The 14,806-nt window shown below is 46.7% G+C and carries 14 protein-coding genes and 1 other RNA gene; 2 read left to right on the top strand and 13 right to left on the bottom strand.

Going from position 1 to position 14,806, the window contains the following annotated elements; genetic code table 11:
• Positions 1-57 precede the first annotated feature (57 nt).
• The 12 genes from mltG to BLQ44_RS00370 all read right to left on the bottom strand — a co-directional run bounded on the left by mltG (position 58) and on the right by BLQ44_RS00370 (position 11,985).
• Positions 58-1,182: an endolytic transglycosylase MltG gene (gene mltG / locus BLQ44_RS00425; RefSeq protein WP_093190681.1), complete on the bottom strand. Its 1,125-nt coding sequence runs from the start codon at positions 1,180-1,182 to the stop codon at positions 58-60.
• Between the two features lie 147 nt (positions 1,183-1,329).
• Entirely contained in the window at positions 1,330-1,614 is a 285-nt protein-coding gene (locus tag BLQ44_RS00420) for a DUF1292 domain-containing protein (RefSeq protein ID WP_093190679.1), read from the bottom strand.
• Between the two features lie 14 nt (positions 1,615-1,628).
• Positions 1,629-2,045, bottom strand: a complete 417-nt coding sequence (gene ruvX, locus BLQ44_RS00415) for a Holliday junction resolvase RuvX (RefSeq protein ID WP_093190677.1) — start codon at positions 2,043-2,045, stop codon at positions 1,629-1,631.
• Positions 2,045-2,314 (bottom strand): IreB family regulatory phosphoprotein, encoded by a 270-nt coding sequence (locus tag BLQ44_RS00410; RefSeq protein ID WP_093190674.1) that lies wholly within the window; start codon positions 2,312-2,314, stop codon positions 2,045-2,047. Before BLQ44_RS00410 ends, ruvX begins: the two co-directional genes overlap by 1 nt.
• A gap of 60 nt (positions 2,315-2,374) precedes the next feature.
• Entirely contained in the window at positions 2,375-5,008 is a 2,634-nt protein-coding gene (gene alaS / locus BLQ44_RS00405; protein ID WP_093190672.1) for an alanine--tRNA ligase, read from the bottom strand.
• 327 nt (positions 5,009-5,335) lie between these two features.
• Positions 5,336-5,524, bottom strand: coding sequence for a hypothetical protein (locus BLQ44_RS00400; RefSeq protein ID WP_093190669.1), 189 nt, complete (start codon positions 5,522-5,524; stop codon positions 5,336-5,338).
• 60 nt (positions 5,525-5,584) lie between these two features.
• Complete coding sequence (gene recD2 / locus BLQ44_RS00395) at positions 5,585-7,909, bottom strand: SF1B family DNA helicase RecD2 (RefSeq protein WP_093190666.1); 2,325 nt, start codon at positions 7,907-7,909, stop codon at positions 5,585-5,587.
• Positions 7,910-7,921: 12 nt separating this feature from the next.
• Entirely contained in the window at positions 7,922-8,584 is a 663-nt protein-coding gene (locus BLQ44_RS00390; protein ID WP_093190664.1) for a tetratricopeptide repeat protein, read from the bottom strand.
• Positions 8,585-8,663: 79 nt separating this feature from the next.
• On the bottom strand, positions 8,664-9,776 hold the full coding sequence (gene mnmA, locus BLQ44_RS00385; RefSeq protein WP_093190661.1) for a tRNA 2-thiouridine(34) synthase MnmA: 1,113 nt from the start codon (positions 9,774-9,776) through the stop codon (positions 8,664-8,666).
• Between the two features lie 12 nt (positions 9,777-9,788).
• Positions 9,789-10,919 carry a cysteine desulfurase family protein gene (locus BLQ44_RS00380; protein ID WP_093190659.1) on the bottom strand — a complete coding sequence of 377 codons (1,131 nt, stop codon included), beginning with the start codon at positions 10,917-10,919 and terminating at the stop codon, positions 9,789-9,791.
• 18 nt (positions 10,920-10,937) lie between these two features.
• Positions 10,938-11,357 (bottom strand): cysteine metabolism transcriptional regulator CymR, encoded by a 420-nt coding sequence (gene cymR, locus BLQ44_RS00375; RefSeq protein ID WP_093190656.1) that lies wholly within the window; start codon positions 11,355-11,357, stop codon positions 10,938-10,940.
• Positions 11,311-11,985, bottom strand: coding sequence for a YczE/YyaS/YitT family protein (locus tag BLQ44_RS00370; RefSeq protein ID WP_093190653.1), 675 nt, complete (start codon positions 11,983-11,985; stop codon positions 11,311-11,313). The genes cymR and BLQ44_RS00370 overlap by 47 nt, the downstream gene beginning before the upstream one ends.
• Positions 11,986-12,104: 119 nt before the next feature.
• Between BLQ44_RS00370 and BLQ44_RS00365 the strand changes: the two genes are divergently transcribed.
• Together BLQ44_RS00365 and BLQ44_RS00360 are read left to right on the top strand one after the other, a co-directional pair.
• Positions 12,105-13,379, top strand: a complete 1,275-nt coding sequence (locus tag BLQ44_RS00365; RefSeq protein WP_093190651.1) for a replication-associated recombination protein A — start codon at positions 12,105-12,107, stop codon at positions 13,377-13,379.
• Between the two features lie 72 nt (positions 13,380-13,451).
• Positions 13,452-14,000 carry an RsfA family transcriptional regulator gene (locus tag BLQ44_RS00360; RefSeq protein WP_093190648.1) on the top strand — a complete coding sequence of 183 codons (549 nt, stop codon included), beginning with the start codon at positions 13,452-13,454 and terminating at the stop codon, positions 13,998-14,000.
• 566 nt (positions 14,001-14,566) lie between these two features.
• On the opposite strand, the gene ssrS is transcribed toward BLQ44_RS00360, so the two are convergent.
• A non-coding RNA gene (ssrS, locus tag BLQ44_RS00355) (6S RNA) lies at positions 14,567-14,759 on the bottom strand.
• Between the last annotated feature and the right edge of the window lie 47 nt (positions 14,760-14,806).

Below are 14,806 nucleotides of genomic sequence, written 5' to 3'. Positions count from 1 at the left end.
AACTATTTTAACATAAAAAAAAGAAAGAAAGCGAGAGATTTCCCGCTTTCTTATCTCTTATTCGTTTGTAATATACTCTTCCCGTTTCTTGTTGTGTTCTTCCAACGTCTCCGAATAGTGTATATTCCCTTCCCTGTCAGCAAGGAAATACAGATAATCGGATGATATCGGTGTCGCTGCTGCCTCAATCGAGTTTTCGTTGAAATTCGAAATCGGACCGACAGGAAGTCCATTTACATGATACGTGTTATATGGCGATTCGATTTCCAAATCATCATACATCGTACGCTCCAAATGCTCTCCATGAGCATATGCTACGGTAGGATCCGTTTGAAGAGGCATTTCCTCTTCAAGTCGATTGTAGAACACGCCAGCGATTTCTCTGCGGCTCTCGGCTGTTCTAGCCTCGTTTTCGAGAAGGGACGCCATCGTCACGGCCTCGTGGACGTTCAGACCTTTCTCTTCCAGAGATTCCATGCGTGGGAGAACGACAGATTCCGTCTTCGCAACCATTTTTTCGACGATTTCCTTGACCGTCACTTCTTCTTTATAGAAAGGATACGTAGCCGCGAACAAATATCCTTCCAATGGATAACGGATGTCTTCACCCAGGATGGCATCCGTCAGCAACGCAGGGTGATTTTCCATCAGTTGCTTCACATACTCTTCGTCATTCACCTGATTCATAAACTCTTCTTTCGTAAAGGAGAATTCTTCAGCATATACTTCAGCAATCTGTTCTAGGGTATACCCTTCAGGAATCGTCACCCGTTTCACTGGTTCCTTGACGATTTGACCATTCTGCAGAGATTCAATGATATTATCAAGCTTCATCGAAGGTGTGAACTGATAGTTCCCTGCCTGAAATCCGGTTTCATTATTGAATTTCGTATAAAACCTGAAAATCGTAGCATTGGCGATGATCCCATTCTCTTCCAAAATAGAAGCTATTTCAGAATTGGTAGACCCCGTAGGGATTTCTACGTTCACCGGTTCTTTGTCGTCTGCATCCACCGGTTCGAGGGCGTTCGAGATATAGAAATACCCTCCGACCACTCCGACAATCAATACTACCGTCAACGTAATCAGTACGGTTGCAACGATTTTCCGGACAGTCCCCGCTTCCTCGGTACGAACTTTTTTATTGTTTTCATACTCTTCTTTAAATTTAGAATCCGACACGTAACATCCTCCTTCACCGGCTACATTATACTATATTTTGAAGGCTTGTGTCGAAAATCTTTTAGATTATGAAACATTTTCCACAAAAAAATGCCGGAGGACCTCCCTTTCAGAAAAGGAGGTCCTCCCGGCAACTCTGTCGTTCTTTTACGTAAGGTCTTCGTCCGTAAGAGTATTCAGCATCTCTTCTACCATTTCCCATTCTTCATCCGATTCGATCTGGTAAAGGGATAGATTCTCTTCGTCATCTTCTTTCTCTTCATAACGGAAAGCGAAAACCTCTACTTCCTCGTTATCTTTCTGCTCTGCAGGTACGACTGCAATGTAAGACTGGTCGGTTTTATCTACATCAAACGTGAATAATACCTCGAACAGATGCTCTTCCCCATTCTCATCCGGTATTACGATTCTTTCTTCTTTTTCAAGTGCCATTTGTTTATTCCTCCTTATTGTGAAGCATCCAGAAACCCTTGCAGAATCATCACGGCAGCCATCTTGTCGACGACTTTTTTTCTCTTATTCCGGCTGACATCCGCGTCCAGCAATACTCTTTCTGCTGCCATGGTCGTCAGACGCTCATCCCATAGATGAACCGTGAGATCAAAGTTCTTTTCGAGCCACTTGGCAAACCGTTCGCTCTGCTCTGCTCTGGGTCCAATCGTTCCATTCATATTCTTAGGATAACCGATAACCGCTTCTGTAATCATTTCTTTTTCGATGATGGGAGTGAGTGCCTCCCGGGCAATCGAATAGTCATCTTCGGTCCAGTGGATCGTTTTGATTCCCTGGGCCGTCATCCCTAAAGCGTCGGAGATGGCGACACCTATAGTTTTCTCTCCGACATCCAAGCCGATTTTTTTCATTACTTACCCTCTTTTTGTTTATCGAGATACGACTTCACTAATTCTTCGATCAGTTCATCGCGTTCAATCTTTCTGATCAAGTTGCGTGCGTCCTGGTGACGAGGGATATAAGCCGGGTCTCCTGATAAAAGGTAACCGACGATCTGATTGATCGGATTATATCCTTTTTCGTGAAGGGCCTCGTACACGTTCATTAAAATCGACTGTACATTCTGATCATCGGGTTCTTCAGAAAAATTGAATCTCATTGTCTTATCCATTGAGCTCATCTTCATCACCTCGCACTAATAGTCACTTCTTATTATATACTTCTTTCCGGAAGAAATAAATCAGAGATTCTCGGATACATACTCGTAAGCATATTCGAGCGCTTCACCGATCTTGTTTACATCCTTACCACCGGCCTGTGCCATATCAGGGCGTCCGCCACCGCCGCCACCGCAACGGGATGCGGCTCCTTTGACAAGATTTCCTGCGTGGAAGCCTTTCTCCACAAGATCCTTCGATACACCGGCAATGAGCTGAACTTTTTCTCCGTTTGGTGTAGCGAGAAGAATGACGCCTGAGGAGATCTGTTGCTTAAGGTCGTCCATCATTGCGCGGAGAGCATTCATATCCTTTGCATCGACCTGCTTGGACAGGACGGATATACCACCAACATCTTTCACTTCATCAAGAATCGAAGAAGCTTCGAGATTCGACAATTTCGATGTAAGGGACTCATTCTCTTTTTTCAACTCTCTGATTTCCGCGTGAAGGGCCTGTACACGTTCCGGAACCTGTTCCATACGGGATTTCACAAGATCTCCGGCAGTTCTGAGAATGGCTTCACGTTCATTCATCAACTCATAAGCCGATTTAGAAGTCACCGCTTCAATACGACGCGTTCCTGCCCCTATTCCCGTTTCCGACTGGACCTTAAACAACCCGATTTCAGATGTATTCGCGACGTGACATCCTCCACAGAGCTCAAGGCTGTAGCTGCCGATTCCTACCACTCGCACTTCATCACTGTATTTTTCCCCGAACAGAGCCATAGCCCCCTGCTCTTTCGCTTCTTCAAGCGTCTTATAATCGATCGATACAGGAAGAGCCTCCCATACTTTCTCGTTTACAAGTTTTTCGATTTCTTTCAATTCATCTTCGGTCACACTGCCGAAATGGGAAAAGTCGAAACGCAGACGATCCGTTGCCACAAGAGATCCGGCCTGGTTTACGTGCTCCCCGAGCACATCCTTCAGAGCCTGATGCAGAAGGTGCGTGGCCGTGTGGTTTTTGACGATAAATGACCGTGCATGACGGTCCACCGTCGCTGTAACCTCTTCTCCCTTTTCAATTTCTCCTTCTTTCACGAGGACTTCATGGAGATTCTGACCATTCGGAGCAGCCTGGACATTCCTCACTTCCAAGGTCGCCTTATCCGTGGAAATGAAGCCTCTATCAGCTATCTGTCCACCGCTTTCCGCATAGAAGGGTGTGCGATCCATAAGAATATATACCGTTTCTCCTTTTTGGGCGGCCTCTGTCATTTCTTTCTCTTTCAACATCTCGGTGATGACGCTGTTCGTTTCAAGCGTGTCATAACCGACAAATTCGCTTTCTGTATGAACATCACCAAGGACGCTATCCTGGATTTGCATAGAATCCGTCTTTTGACGGGCACTTCTCGCACGTTCTCTTTGTGCTTGCATCTCTTTTTGGAAACCTTCCTCGTCTACGGTGAATCCTTCATGCTCTACATATTCTACGGTCAATTCTTTCGGGAATCCGTACGTGTCGTAAAGGCGGAACACATCTTCTCCAGGGAAAACGGTGCTGCCTTTCTCCCGTTCACGTTTCATGATGGAAGATAGGATCTCAAGCCCATCATTCAATGTTTCATGGAAGCGTTCTTCTTCGGATTGGATGACTGTCTGAATGAAGTCTTTTTTCTTTCCGACTTCCGGGTAGAAATCGCCCATGATCTCTCCGACCGTAGGGACAAGCTTGTACATGAATGGCTCATCTATTCCGAGCTGTTTAGCGAAACGTACCGCTCGGCGCAGAAGTCGTCTGAGTACATATCCTCTTCCTTCGTTCGAAGGGAGTGCACCGTCTCCGATAGAGAAAGCAACCGTGCGTATATGATCGGCGATAACTTTGAAAGCGGCACTTGTCTCGGCACTTTCTTCATAGGATTTTCCTGAGATTTCTTCCGTTTGACGAATGATGGGAAGAAACAGATCCGTTTCGAAATTCGTTCTTGTATCCTGAATGACGGAGACGATCCTTTCAAGTCCCATACCCGTATCTATATTCTTCTTCGGTAGAGGCGTGTAAGTATCATCCGGGTTGTGGTTGAACTGGGAGAACACGAGGTTCCAGATTTCCAGATACCGTTCGTTCTCTCCTCCCGGGTACATTTCAGGATCCTTAGGATCGTTACCGTATGCCTCTCCCCGGTCATAGAAGATTTCTGTGTTCGGACCACTCGGACCTTCCCCGATATCCCAGAAGTTCTCTTCAATCCGGATAATTCTTTCTTCAGGAAGCCCTATCTTATTCTTCCAGATATCAAATGCTTCATCGTCCTGTGGGTGGACTGTGACGGACAATCGCTCCTGATCGAAACCGATCCATTTTTTACCGGAAAGGAACTCCCAGGCCCATTCAATCGCTTCCTCTTTGAAGTAGTCTCCGATCGAAAAGTTTCCGAGCATTTCAAAAAACGTATGGTGACGCGCTGTGAAACCGACATTCTCTATATCATTGGTACGGATCGATTTCTGGACATTCACAATCCTCGGGTTCTCCGGGACGACTCGTCCATCGAAATATTTCTTAAGCGTAGCTACACCACTGTTGATCCATAGCAACGTAGGATCTTCATGCGGGATAAGGGAAGCACTCGGCTCTACCCCGTGATTCTTTTCTTTGAAAAAATCGAGAAATAATTGTCTCACTTCTGCTGATGTTAAAGTCATACCCTTTCTCCTCCTTATCACTAATTGAACAGGCGGCCGCATAATCGACAATAAAAAACGCCCCTCAGCTAACTATCTGAGGGACGGACGTGACCGCGGTACCACCCTGGTTATGGGAAAAAACCATCGCTTATCGGACGTATAACGGCGTCCTTACGACCGGCGGGGGTTAGCCCGCATTCCGGGATAGCTTTCCATGACTCTGTGCATAGCGCTCCTTCCAGCCTGACGGAAGCACCTCTCTTCATGCCGATCTTCATGTACTGTTTCCCATCTTCATGTTTCCATATGAACTAAGCGTTATTATAAGCAACAACAGGCTTCATGTCAACGATTTCTGAGTACAGGCAACGGGTCGAATAAGTCGTTCAAAGAACAGAGAGACCCGTCCCAGTCGATCTCAGCGACGTTCCATCTTCCTCCGGCCTGAAAGATTTCGATGCAGCAATTCCAGCAATAGAAACGGTTCACCCCGATTCTGCCGATTTCCCTGCTCATGCAGTTCGGACAGCTCACGTGCGTTCCTCCTTCACGAAAAAGGTATCTAAACCTTTTTAGGAAGCAGTATAGGCAAGCTTACATGAAATCATACGGGGATATGGCATCTTCTTCCTCTTCCTCATCATAAGTGACCGGCGTCTCTTTCCTCAGCTTTTCCTGAAGATAAGTGAAACGCTGATTGGTATCCTTTGTCGAGATCCCTTTCAGAAAAGCTTGTGGAGTTCCACAAAGAATAAGTGACTGCTTCGCTCGTGTGACGGCCGTATACAAAAGATTCTTCTTCAACATGCGGTTGTACTGATAAGTCACGGGAAGAACGACGATCGAGAATTCGCTACCCTGCGATTTATGGATGGAGGTACAGTAAGCGAGCATGATATTTCCTAGTTCTTTCTTCGGATAGGTCACTTCTTTTCCATCGAATTCTACGACCACCTGTTCTACCTGATCCACATTCTCTTCAGCGCGGAAGATAGCCACCACTTCTCCTATATCTCCGTTAAAGACATTCTCTTCCGGCTGATTGACCAGTTGGATCACCTTATCCCCTTTACGGAAGACATTCCCTTTCCATTCCATCTCCCGCTTGTTCTTCTTTTTCGGGTTGACCCTGCTCTGGAGGGACCTATTCAGTTCATGGATACCGGTTTCCGTACGGTACATAGGAGCGAGCACCTGGATGTCCCTCAAATCGATGGACTTCTCGTGGGCTTTCGCTACAATATCCGTCACTACATCTTTCAGTTGCATATCCGGGGCCTGGATGAAGTTGAAATCTTTTTCTTTCGTAAGCATCTCCGCTGTACAGGTATCATTTTTGATGGCGTGCGCCAAATGAATGATTTTCGACCCCTCTTTTTGCCGGTACACTTCGCTCAGCTGAATCGATGGAAGGACATTGGAGGCCAACAGATCCGCGAGCACCTGACCGGGACCGACCGATGGAAGCTGGTCTTCGTCTCCGACCACAACCACTTGCATATCAGACGGAATCGCACGGAACAACTGATTGGACAGCCACATGTCCACCATCGAAAACTCATCGATGATCAATAACTTCCCTTCGAGCTGGTTCGTATGGTTTTTCTCGAAGGTCTGATGACCATCCCACCCAAGAAGACGGTGAATCGTGCTCGCCGGAAGACCCGTCGATTCTGTCATACGTTTCGCCGCCCGACCTGTCGGAGCAGCAAGCACAAAAGGAAAAGCGAAATCTTTCGTGTAGTCTTTCGGGTCGAGCGAATAATCCATCAATTTGGAATAAGCATGCAACAGCCCTTTGATGACTGTCGTCTTACCCGTGCCCGGGCCACCGGTGATAATCATCATCTTTTGCTTAAGAGCCGTTTCGATAGCTTCGAACTGCTCTTTGCCGTAACTCATCGTCTCTTCTTCCTCGATAGCACCGATAACCTTCAAAAGGTCTGCCTGAGTGAATTCGACTTCCACTTCTTCCGATATGATTCTATCCACCTGCGAGGTGAATCCATTCTCTGCAAAATATAGCGAAGGTAGATAAATTCTATCTTCTTCTATGAATACGAACTTTTCTTCTCCAAGATGGGTGATTTCTTCTGCCAATTTCTCATAAGTCAGTGTCTCTTTTCCGGATGTCTGTAATAGTTGTTCCATCTCTAAGATACACGTCTCGAGCGGCAGATAGACATGCCCGGCCTGGAGATTCTGGTGCAGAGAATACAGGCATCCCGCCCGGATCCTCGTAGGGTGATCATCTGTAAGATCTTGCTGCTTCGCCAGTTCGTCCGCACGATGGAAGCCGAATCCTTCCACTGTAAACACGAACTGATAGGGGTCTTCTTCAAGGATCTCAAGCGTCTTATCTCCAAAGGCGCCGTAGATTTTCTGAATCGTTTTCAGTCCGAGCCCGTGTTTCGTAAGTTCTACCATGACCTGTTCGAACCCTTGATGTTCCTGAAGTGTCTGGTATAACTTATCCTTGATGGTGCGGGACATCTTCGGCACCTCATCCAGCACTTTTTTATCTGACAGAATCCTGGAAACCGCTCCTTCTCCAAGTGTATCTACGATGCGTCGAGCGGTCTTCTTCCCTACTCCCTCGAATAAGTCGCTGGATAGATAGGTTATAAGTCCATCTTTGGTCTCCGGCATAACGCGTCGATACCCCTCGACCACATACTGTTCCCCGAATTTCTTATGCGTTTCGAAATACCCGTAAAGAATATAGGCTTCCCCTTCTTCAAGAGGAGAAAAATAACCTTTGACGACCAGTTCTTTCTCTTTGAGATCTTCCGTTGTTTCAAGCACTTTTACGGAGGCGATAGAAAAAGATTCCTCTTCTTTGTGGAAAATCATCCGCTTCAATTCCACTTTCACATAAGGCTTCTCTTCCGGTTCCATCGTTACATTTTCGTTATCCATCCGCCCTGCTCCTTATTCCTGATTCAGTGCTTTTTCCACTTCCGCTTTTGCATGACTGGCTAGCATGTGATCACTCTGTACCTCGAGCGCTTTGTTGAAATGCTCAAGTGCTGTTTGTGGGTCCTCTTCATAAATAGCTACGACTCCAAGGTTGTACAAAGCATCTCCATGCTCGGGGGCCAATTGAAGTACACCCTCCAACACTTTCTTTGCTTCTCTGAACTGGTGGTTCTGAGCAAGACAAAGACCATATTGGAACTGAATATCTACATCTTCCACAGCCAGTTCCGCTGCGCGAGCCAGGTAAGGAAGAGCCAGTTTGTGATAATCCTGCTGGACAAACGTCATCCCAAGAAGGAAATAAACGTCCGCCTCATCCAGCCCGTTCTCAATCGCATGAAGAAACTGCTCCTGGGCTTTCGTGAATTTCTCCTGATCGTAATAGACGTTCCCGAGACCGTAATAGGCGGTCGCTGCTTTCTCATCAAGGGAAAGAGCGCGCTCAAAGAAACGTTCCGCCCGTTCATATTCCTGCATGTGAAGAAGCAAGTTCCCGAAATTGATATATCCGAGCGGTTCTTCCGGCTGTTCTTCGATCGCTTCTGTAAATAATTTAGCCGCTTCTTCAAATTCCTGTTCCTGCATCCGATCGATGCCCTGCTGTAACTTATCCATCGCTCTCTCTCTCCTTTATTTCTGTGTATGTAGGAAACAAGCCATGGCTCATAGATAGCGCATGGCTTGTTCATAAGATTCAATCGACGTGGGTCATCGGCTTTTCATTCTTCTCCACTTCGTCGATCGTTCCTCCTCCGAGGCACACTTCTCCGTCGTATAGTACAACGGCCTGCCCCGGCGTGACGGCACGCTCCTGCTCATCAAATACGACTCTGATCTTATCTTCAGAGAGAGGCTGTACCGTAACTTTGGAATCACTCTGGCGATAGCGGAACTTCGCTGTGCAGGAGAACGCTTCTGTCGGCGCTTCCCCTTTCGTCCAATTCACTTCGGAAGCGACCAAAGCATCAGAATAAAGTGCTTCGTGTTCAAATCCTTGCCCCACGTAAAGAATGTTATCGCGGACGTTTTTCCCTACGACGAACCATGGGTCACCGGCTCCACCGATACCGAGGCCTTGACGCTGTCCCAATGTGTAATACATCAGACCGTCATGCTTCCCTTTCACTTCTCCTGAAAGCGTCTGCATTTCACCCGGTTGGGCGGGAAGATATTCGCTCAGGAATTCCTTGAAGTTCCGCTCCCCGATGAAGCAGATCCCCGTAGAATCTTTCTTCTTCGCTGTCGCCAATCCGTTCTCAAGAGCAATCTCTCTCACTTTCGGCTTAGGAAGATGTCCGAGCGGGAACATGACTTTAGACAGGACATCCTGGTCCAATTGATTAAGGAAATACGTCTGATCCTTGTTGTCATCCACTCCGCGAAGCATTTCATAAGTTCCGTCATTGTCTCTTACTTGAGCATAGTGCCCCGTCGCAAGGTAATCCGCTCCGAGAGACATCGCATGGTCGAGAAAAGCTTTGAATTTGATTTCTTTATTGCACATTACATCCGGATTCGGTGTACGACCAGCTTTATATTCATCCAGGAAATACGTGAAAACTTTATCCCAGTATTGTTTCTCGAAATTCACCGCATAGTAAGGGATGTCCAGCTGATTGCACACGCGGATGACATCTTCGTAGTCCTCCGTAGCTGTGCACACCCCATTTTCGTCCGTGTCATCCCAGTTCTTCATGAAAATACCGACGACGTCATATCCCTGTTCTTTAAGGAGCAGAGCTGCAACAGAGGAGTCGACACCGCCACTCATCCCAACGACGACACGGGTATCTTTCGGTTCTTTCATTGTTCTTTCCTCCTACTTCGTTAGTCGTTTGCAGACTGCGGCAATCCGTCTCGCCGCTTCTTCTACATTCTGTTCAGTATTTTGCAGACCGAAACTGAAGCGAATCGAGTTCGTCGTCCGCTCCGGTTCGTCCGGAAACATAGCACTCAATACGTGAGAAGGTTCCACGGATCCCGCCGTACAGGCACTACCACTCGAAGCCGCTACTTTTTCAAGGTCGAAGTTCGTAAGTAACGTCTCAACGTTCATACCGGTGAAACTGATGTTCACAATAGAAGGAACTGCATTTTCCCCATTCACGTCAAAGGAAACCTCTTCCTTCCGCAACGTATCCAGAAACAAGCTTTTAAACTTCCTGTACTGGCGCACCGTATCTTCTCCTGTATCATCTTTAAGCTTCACAGCTGTCTCCAGCCCTTTGATCGCCTGCACATTTTCCGTTCCGGCACGACGTTTTCTTTCCTGTTCGCCTCCATATAAACGGGAAGTGAGTGGCACGCCCTCTTTTACATACAGGAAGCCGATTCCTTTAGGTCCATTGATCTTGTGTCCAGAAAAGGCCATCAGATCAATATTCATCTCTTTGACGTCGACATTTTCGATTCCAAGCACCTGAACTCCATCCGAGTGGAAATGAGCTTCATGGTCTTCAAGGATTTCTCCTATCCGTTCCACAGGCTGCCGAACCCCCGTCTCATTATTCACCGTCATCACAGAAACGAGCACCGTATCATCGCGCAGGGACTCTCTCACTTTTTCAGGATCGATCTCGCCTCCTGGTTCCGGATCGATATACGTGATATCGTACCCCTTCTGCTCCAGAGATTGTACCGCATGCAACACAGCATGATGTTCAATGGATGTGGTAATGACGTGCCTGCCTTCCGAAGCTTCCGTCACTCCGAAAATTGCGAGATTATCAGCCTCTGTACCACCACTTGTAAAGATGATCTCTTTCTCACCGGCACCGAGGGAAGATGCTATCGTCCTTCTCGCTTCATCAAGGATCTTCCTTGCTTTCCGGCCGAACTGATGAATACTCGAAGGGTTTCCATAAACCTCTCTGTAGGCAGGAATCATCGCCTGGATTACATCTTCATGCACGGGCGTCGTGGCGGCATGATCCAAATAAATGCCTTCCATAGTAACTTCCTCCCCCTCTTAAATATAGAACATGAACTCGTCCTGAGTCTGATCACCTGAATGGTTCTTCAAATCTTCGAGTGTCGTCGTATCAAGTACGTCTTTCACTGCATCTCTTATACGTAACCAGAGGGCCTGCTTGGCAGGTTCTTCATCTTCGATTCCTTCTACCGGTGTGATCGGTCCTTCGAGCACTCTTATGACATCACCGGCGGTTATGCTTCCCGGTTCCTGTTTCAGCATATATCCTCCGTACGCCCCGCGGACGCTCTTTACGAGACTCGCATTACGAAGAGGAGCGATCAATTGCTCCAGATAATGCTCGGAAAGGTCGTTATCCCTTGCGATCTGTTTCAGAGAAATGGGACCTTCCCCGTATTTCCGCGCCAGTTCAATCATTATCGTAAGACCATAGCGGCCTTTGGTTGATATTTTCATCTGAATCACCCTTTTTTATGAAAAACTTCAGCATACGTTTCGCTAACGGCAGTGTGTACCCTACCATCGTTCCGAGCATGAACGCAATGAAAACCGTTCCGACCCCTACAGGTCCCTGCAGCAACCAACCGAGAACAGCCACCGTTACTTCCATGACATTTCTCGAAGTGGAAACCTTCCAACCGAGTACATCGGAGAGCATGAGCATGAGGCTGTCCCTAGGTCCTGCACCGAGATCCGGCGCTACATAGATACCAATACCAAGCGCCATGATAATCGTTCCGGTAACGAAGACAGTGATCTGCATCATCAGTGTCTCCGGCTCCACAAGCAGAAAATTGAATATATCTATAAAGACGCCTATCAGCACCATGTTCAGGATGGTCCCTATTTTAGGCCACTGCCGATAAAAAATGGATGTCATGAGTACAATCAGAATGCCGGCGATGATCGACCATGTACCTATTGTTAGACCTAGCTGCTTGAATAGACCATAATGGAAAACGTCCCATGGTCCGATTCCGAGAGCCTTCCCTTGAATCGTAAGGGAAATACCAAAGGCGAGCACGACCAGACCGATCATGAAGAACGCCCATTGTATTCTTACTGTTCGTTGATTATTTTTCATACGTATACCTTCTTCCTATTTTACCACACGATATTATATCACGAAGATGGGGGTGCTTGCATTTTTTGTAGAAACACCCTACGATTACCGTATAAAATGACTTCTAGGAGGCCGTCTCAATGAGCCAGCAACCGTTAGCATTCCGAATGCGACCCACACACATAAATGACATTATAGGACAAACTCATCTCGCACGCGAGGGAAAGACCTTACATCGGATGATCGAGGCGAACCGTTTGGCTTCCATGATCCTTTTCGGCCCACCCGGCACGGGAAAGACTTCCCTTGCGATAGCACTCGCAAAAAGTTTATCTCTTCCCTATAAGATATTGAACGCCGTCACAGATAAGAAAAAAGATATGGAAATCGCCGTAGAAGAAGCGAAAATGCATGGAGGGATGGTACTCATCCTGGATGAAGTGCACAGGCTAGACAAAGCGAAACAGGATTTCCTGCTGCCTCACGTAGAGAAAAACACCCTCACATTGATCGGGTGTACGACTAGTAACCCCTATCATTCCATCAACCCTGCTATCAGGAGCCGGGTTCATCTCTTTGAGCTGGAGAAGCTGACACCGGATGACGTAAAAGAGGCAATTCATAGAGCTATCCATCACGAAGAAGGACTTGCTCATTTATCGATAGACATCACTCCAGAAGCCCTTGATCACTTCGCCTATTCATCCAACGGGGACCTTCGCGGCGCATTGAATGGCCTTGAGCTTGCAGCCTTTTCCACAAAAGAAAATGAAGATGGTGTGATTGTCATCGATTTGGAAGTCGCGGAAGAGTGCATGCAGAAGAAAAGCTTTTCGCATGATAAAGACGGCGATGCCCATTACGATGTCCTCTCCGCTTTTCAGAAATCGATCAGAGGCAGTGATGTGAACGCCTCCCTTCACTACCTGGCGAGGCTGATAGAAGCAGGAGATCTGGAAAGCATCGCAAGGCGACTCGTCGTCATCGCTTACGAGGATATAGGTGTCGCCAATCCGCAGGCAGGACCTCGAGCCCTTCATGCCGTAGAAGCGGCAGAGCGCCTCGGTTTTCCTGAAGCACGGATTCCTCTCTCTGTAGCTGTAACGGAATTGGCTCTTTCGCCGAAATCCAACAGTGCCTACAAAGCCCTCGATGCTGCCATCAGCGATGTGAAGAAAGGGACCAGTGGGGATGTCCCTGCTCATCTGAAAGACTCCCATTACAAAGGAGCGGAAAAGCTTGGTCGCGGTATCGATTACCAGTATCCGCACAACTATCCATCGGGGTGGGTGGATCAACAGTATCTTCCCGATGCGATCAAACATCGTTCTTATTACGAACCGAAAACGAACGGAAAATACGAGCAGGCCCTGCAAAAGGTCTACGAAAAAATAAATCAACAGAAGAATAACTAGTATAGTTCCCCTCTCTTACGGAAATGCTATAAGCAAATCTTTCAAACTATTTCCGTGGAAAGGGGTTTTATTATGACTAAAGTAAGACAGGATGCCTGGAGCCATGAAGACGATTTATTACTTGCAGAAACTGTGTTAAGACATATCAGAGAAGGAAGTACTCAACTGAATGCGTTCGAAGAAGTGGGGGATTTATTGAACCGTACCTCTGCGGCATGCGGGTTCCGTTGGAATGCAGAGGTACGCCCTTTTTATGACAAAGCGGTAGAAAACGCAAAGAAACAGAGAAAAGAGAAAAAGAGAAAAGAAGCGAAAGCATCTTCTCTCGTCCCTGTCACTCCAACCGAAAACAGGACACAGGAGAAAGAGGCACTTTCCCTGCAAGAAATCATAGAAGCTTTAGAGAATTGGAACAAAGACCAGAAGACTTTTTCAGAAGAAGAGGGAAGGAAGCTTCATGAAGAGAATAAAAAACTGAAGAAAGACCTGGAAGCATTGCGGGAAGAATACCGTTCCTTCGTCAAAGCGCTCGACCAGGCCAAAGAACGCTTCACAGAAGAGGATCAGGAAGACCCTCCCTTCTTCCGATTAGATGAAGAAGGGAACGCTCAGCCTATGTAATGAAAAAAAGCGGAATCACACTGTTTAGAAACCTCAGTCATAAGCAAAACAGTCAGACAAAGACGCTCTTTCCTTTTTCTGATCTGTTTTGCTTATGGCTCGGGTTTCTGGGTGATGCAACTAGATTATGTAAAAAGTGAAGAAGACCGTTTAGAAGTTCTAACATAAGTGGCCGGCTCTGGCTTCGGGTGTTCTTCCCCGAAACAGAGGCGGCCACTTATGTTACGGACTTCTGGTCTTCGCAACTGGATTCATAATGAAAAAGGCGGAACCTTCCAGCATAGAAATACATCCGGAAACTCTTTCATCCCAAAGGAAATCAGGGGGTATAAGACAAAAACGGAGCCACTTGTGAAGAAATCTGTATGAAAAATCAACGAATGGAATACTTATCACACCACTACTCCCTTAACATGTCGCATAGGGAAATATACGCCCCATTATTTCCACTTATTCGCTAAGAAAATGTGTGATAACTGATTGCCAGACTTAGCCCAAAAAAAGATTTCAAAAATAATCCCATACTAAAAACCCGACTTAAAAAGTCGGGTTTCAGCAAATAAAAAATCAATCCCAATTGTGCCGTTGTGTCATGAGTTTTGAACCCGCTCCTGGCAGGTGGGTGTCCTGTTCTGCACTTCCTGAGTCCTCTAAGTATGAAATACAACGAGGCTTTCATTCCATGCAGAAACGCCGGACTCCCTTCTCATAAATGTTCGGTCAAAACGTACAGTTTTACAACGAACACATCAGGATTGATCTCTTTTATTTTGTAACCAAATCATAGCATATATACGTCAGGTTAT

It is taken from the genome of Salimicrobium halophilum, from assembly GCF_900100295.1.
Lineage (GTDB): Bacteria > Bacillota > Bacilli > Bacillales > Halobacillaceae > Salimicrobium > Salimicrobium halophilum.
The sequence above is the reverse complement of the archived record's forward strand: the minus strand, read 5'-3'. Positions and strand labels throughout refer to the sequence as shown.

Coding starts and splice junctions, on each gene's coding strand:
- ruvX (WP_093190677.1), bottom strand. CDS start 2,045: ATGAAAAAAATCGGCTTGGATGTCGGAGAGAAAACTATAGGTGTCGCC.
- mnmA (WP_093190661.1), bottom strand. CDS start 9,776: ATGAAAGAACCGAAAGATACCCGTGTCGTCGTTGGGATGAGTGGCGGT.
- recD2 (WP_093190666.1), bottom strand. CDS start 7,909: ATGGATAACGAAAATGTAACGATGGAACCGGAAGAGAAGCCTTATGTG.
- BLQ44_RS00410 (WP_093190674.1), bottom strand. CDS start 2,314: ATGAGCTCAATGGATAAGACAATGAGATTCAATTTTTCTGAAGAACCC.
- cymR (WP_093190656.1), bottom strand. CDS start 11,357: ATGAAAATATCAACCAAAGGCCGCTATGGTCTTACGATAATGATTGAA.
- BLQ44_RS00380 (WP_093190659.1), bottom strand. CDS start 10,919: ATGGAAGGCATTTATTTGGATCATGCCGCCACGACGCCCGTGCATGAA.
- BLQ44_RS00360 (WP_093190648.1), top strand. CDS start 13,452: ATGACTAAAGTAAGACAGGATGCCTGGAGCCATGAAGACGATTTATTA.
- BLQ44_RS00370 (WP_093190653.1), bottom strand. CDS start 11,985: ATGAAAAATAATCAACGAACAGTAAGAATACAATGGGCGTTCTTCATG.
- BLQ44_RS00420 (WP_093190679.1), bottom strand. CDS start 1,614: ATGGCACTTGAAAAAGAAGAAAGAATCGTAATACCGGATGAGAATGGG.
- BLQ44_RS00365 (WP_093190651.1), top strand. CDS start 12,105: ATGAGCCAGCAACCGTTAGCATTCCGAATGCGACCCACACACATAAAT.
- alaS (WP_093190672.1), bottom strand. CDS start 5,008: ATGACTTTAACATCAGCAGAAGTGAGACAATTATTTCTCGATTTTTTC.
- BLQ44_RS00390 (WP_093190664.1), bottom strand. CDS start 8,584: ATGGATAAGTTACAGCAGGGCATCGATCGGATGCAGGAACAGGAATTT.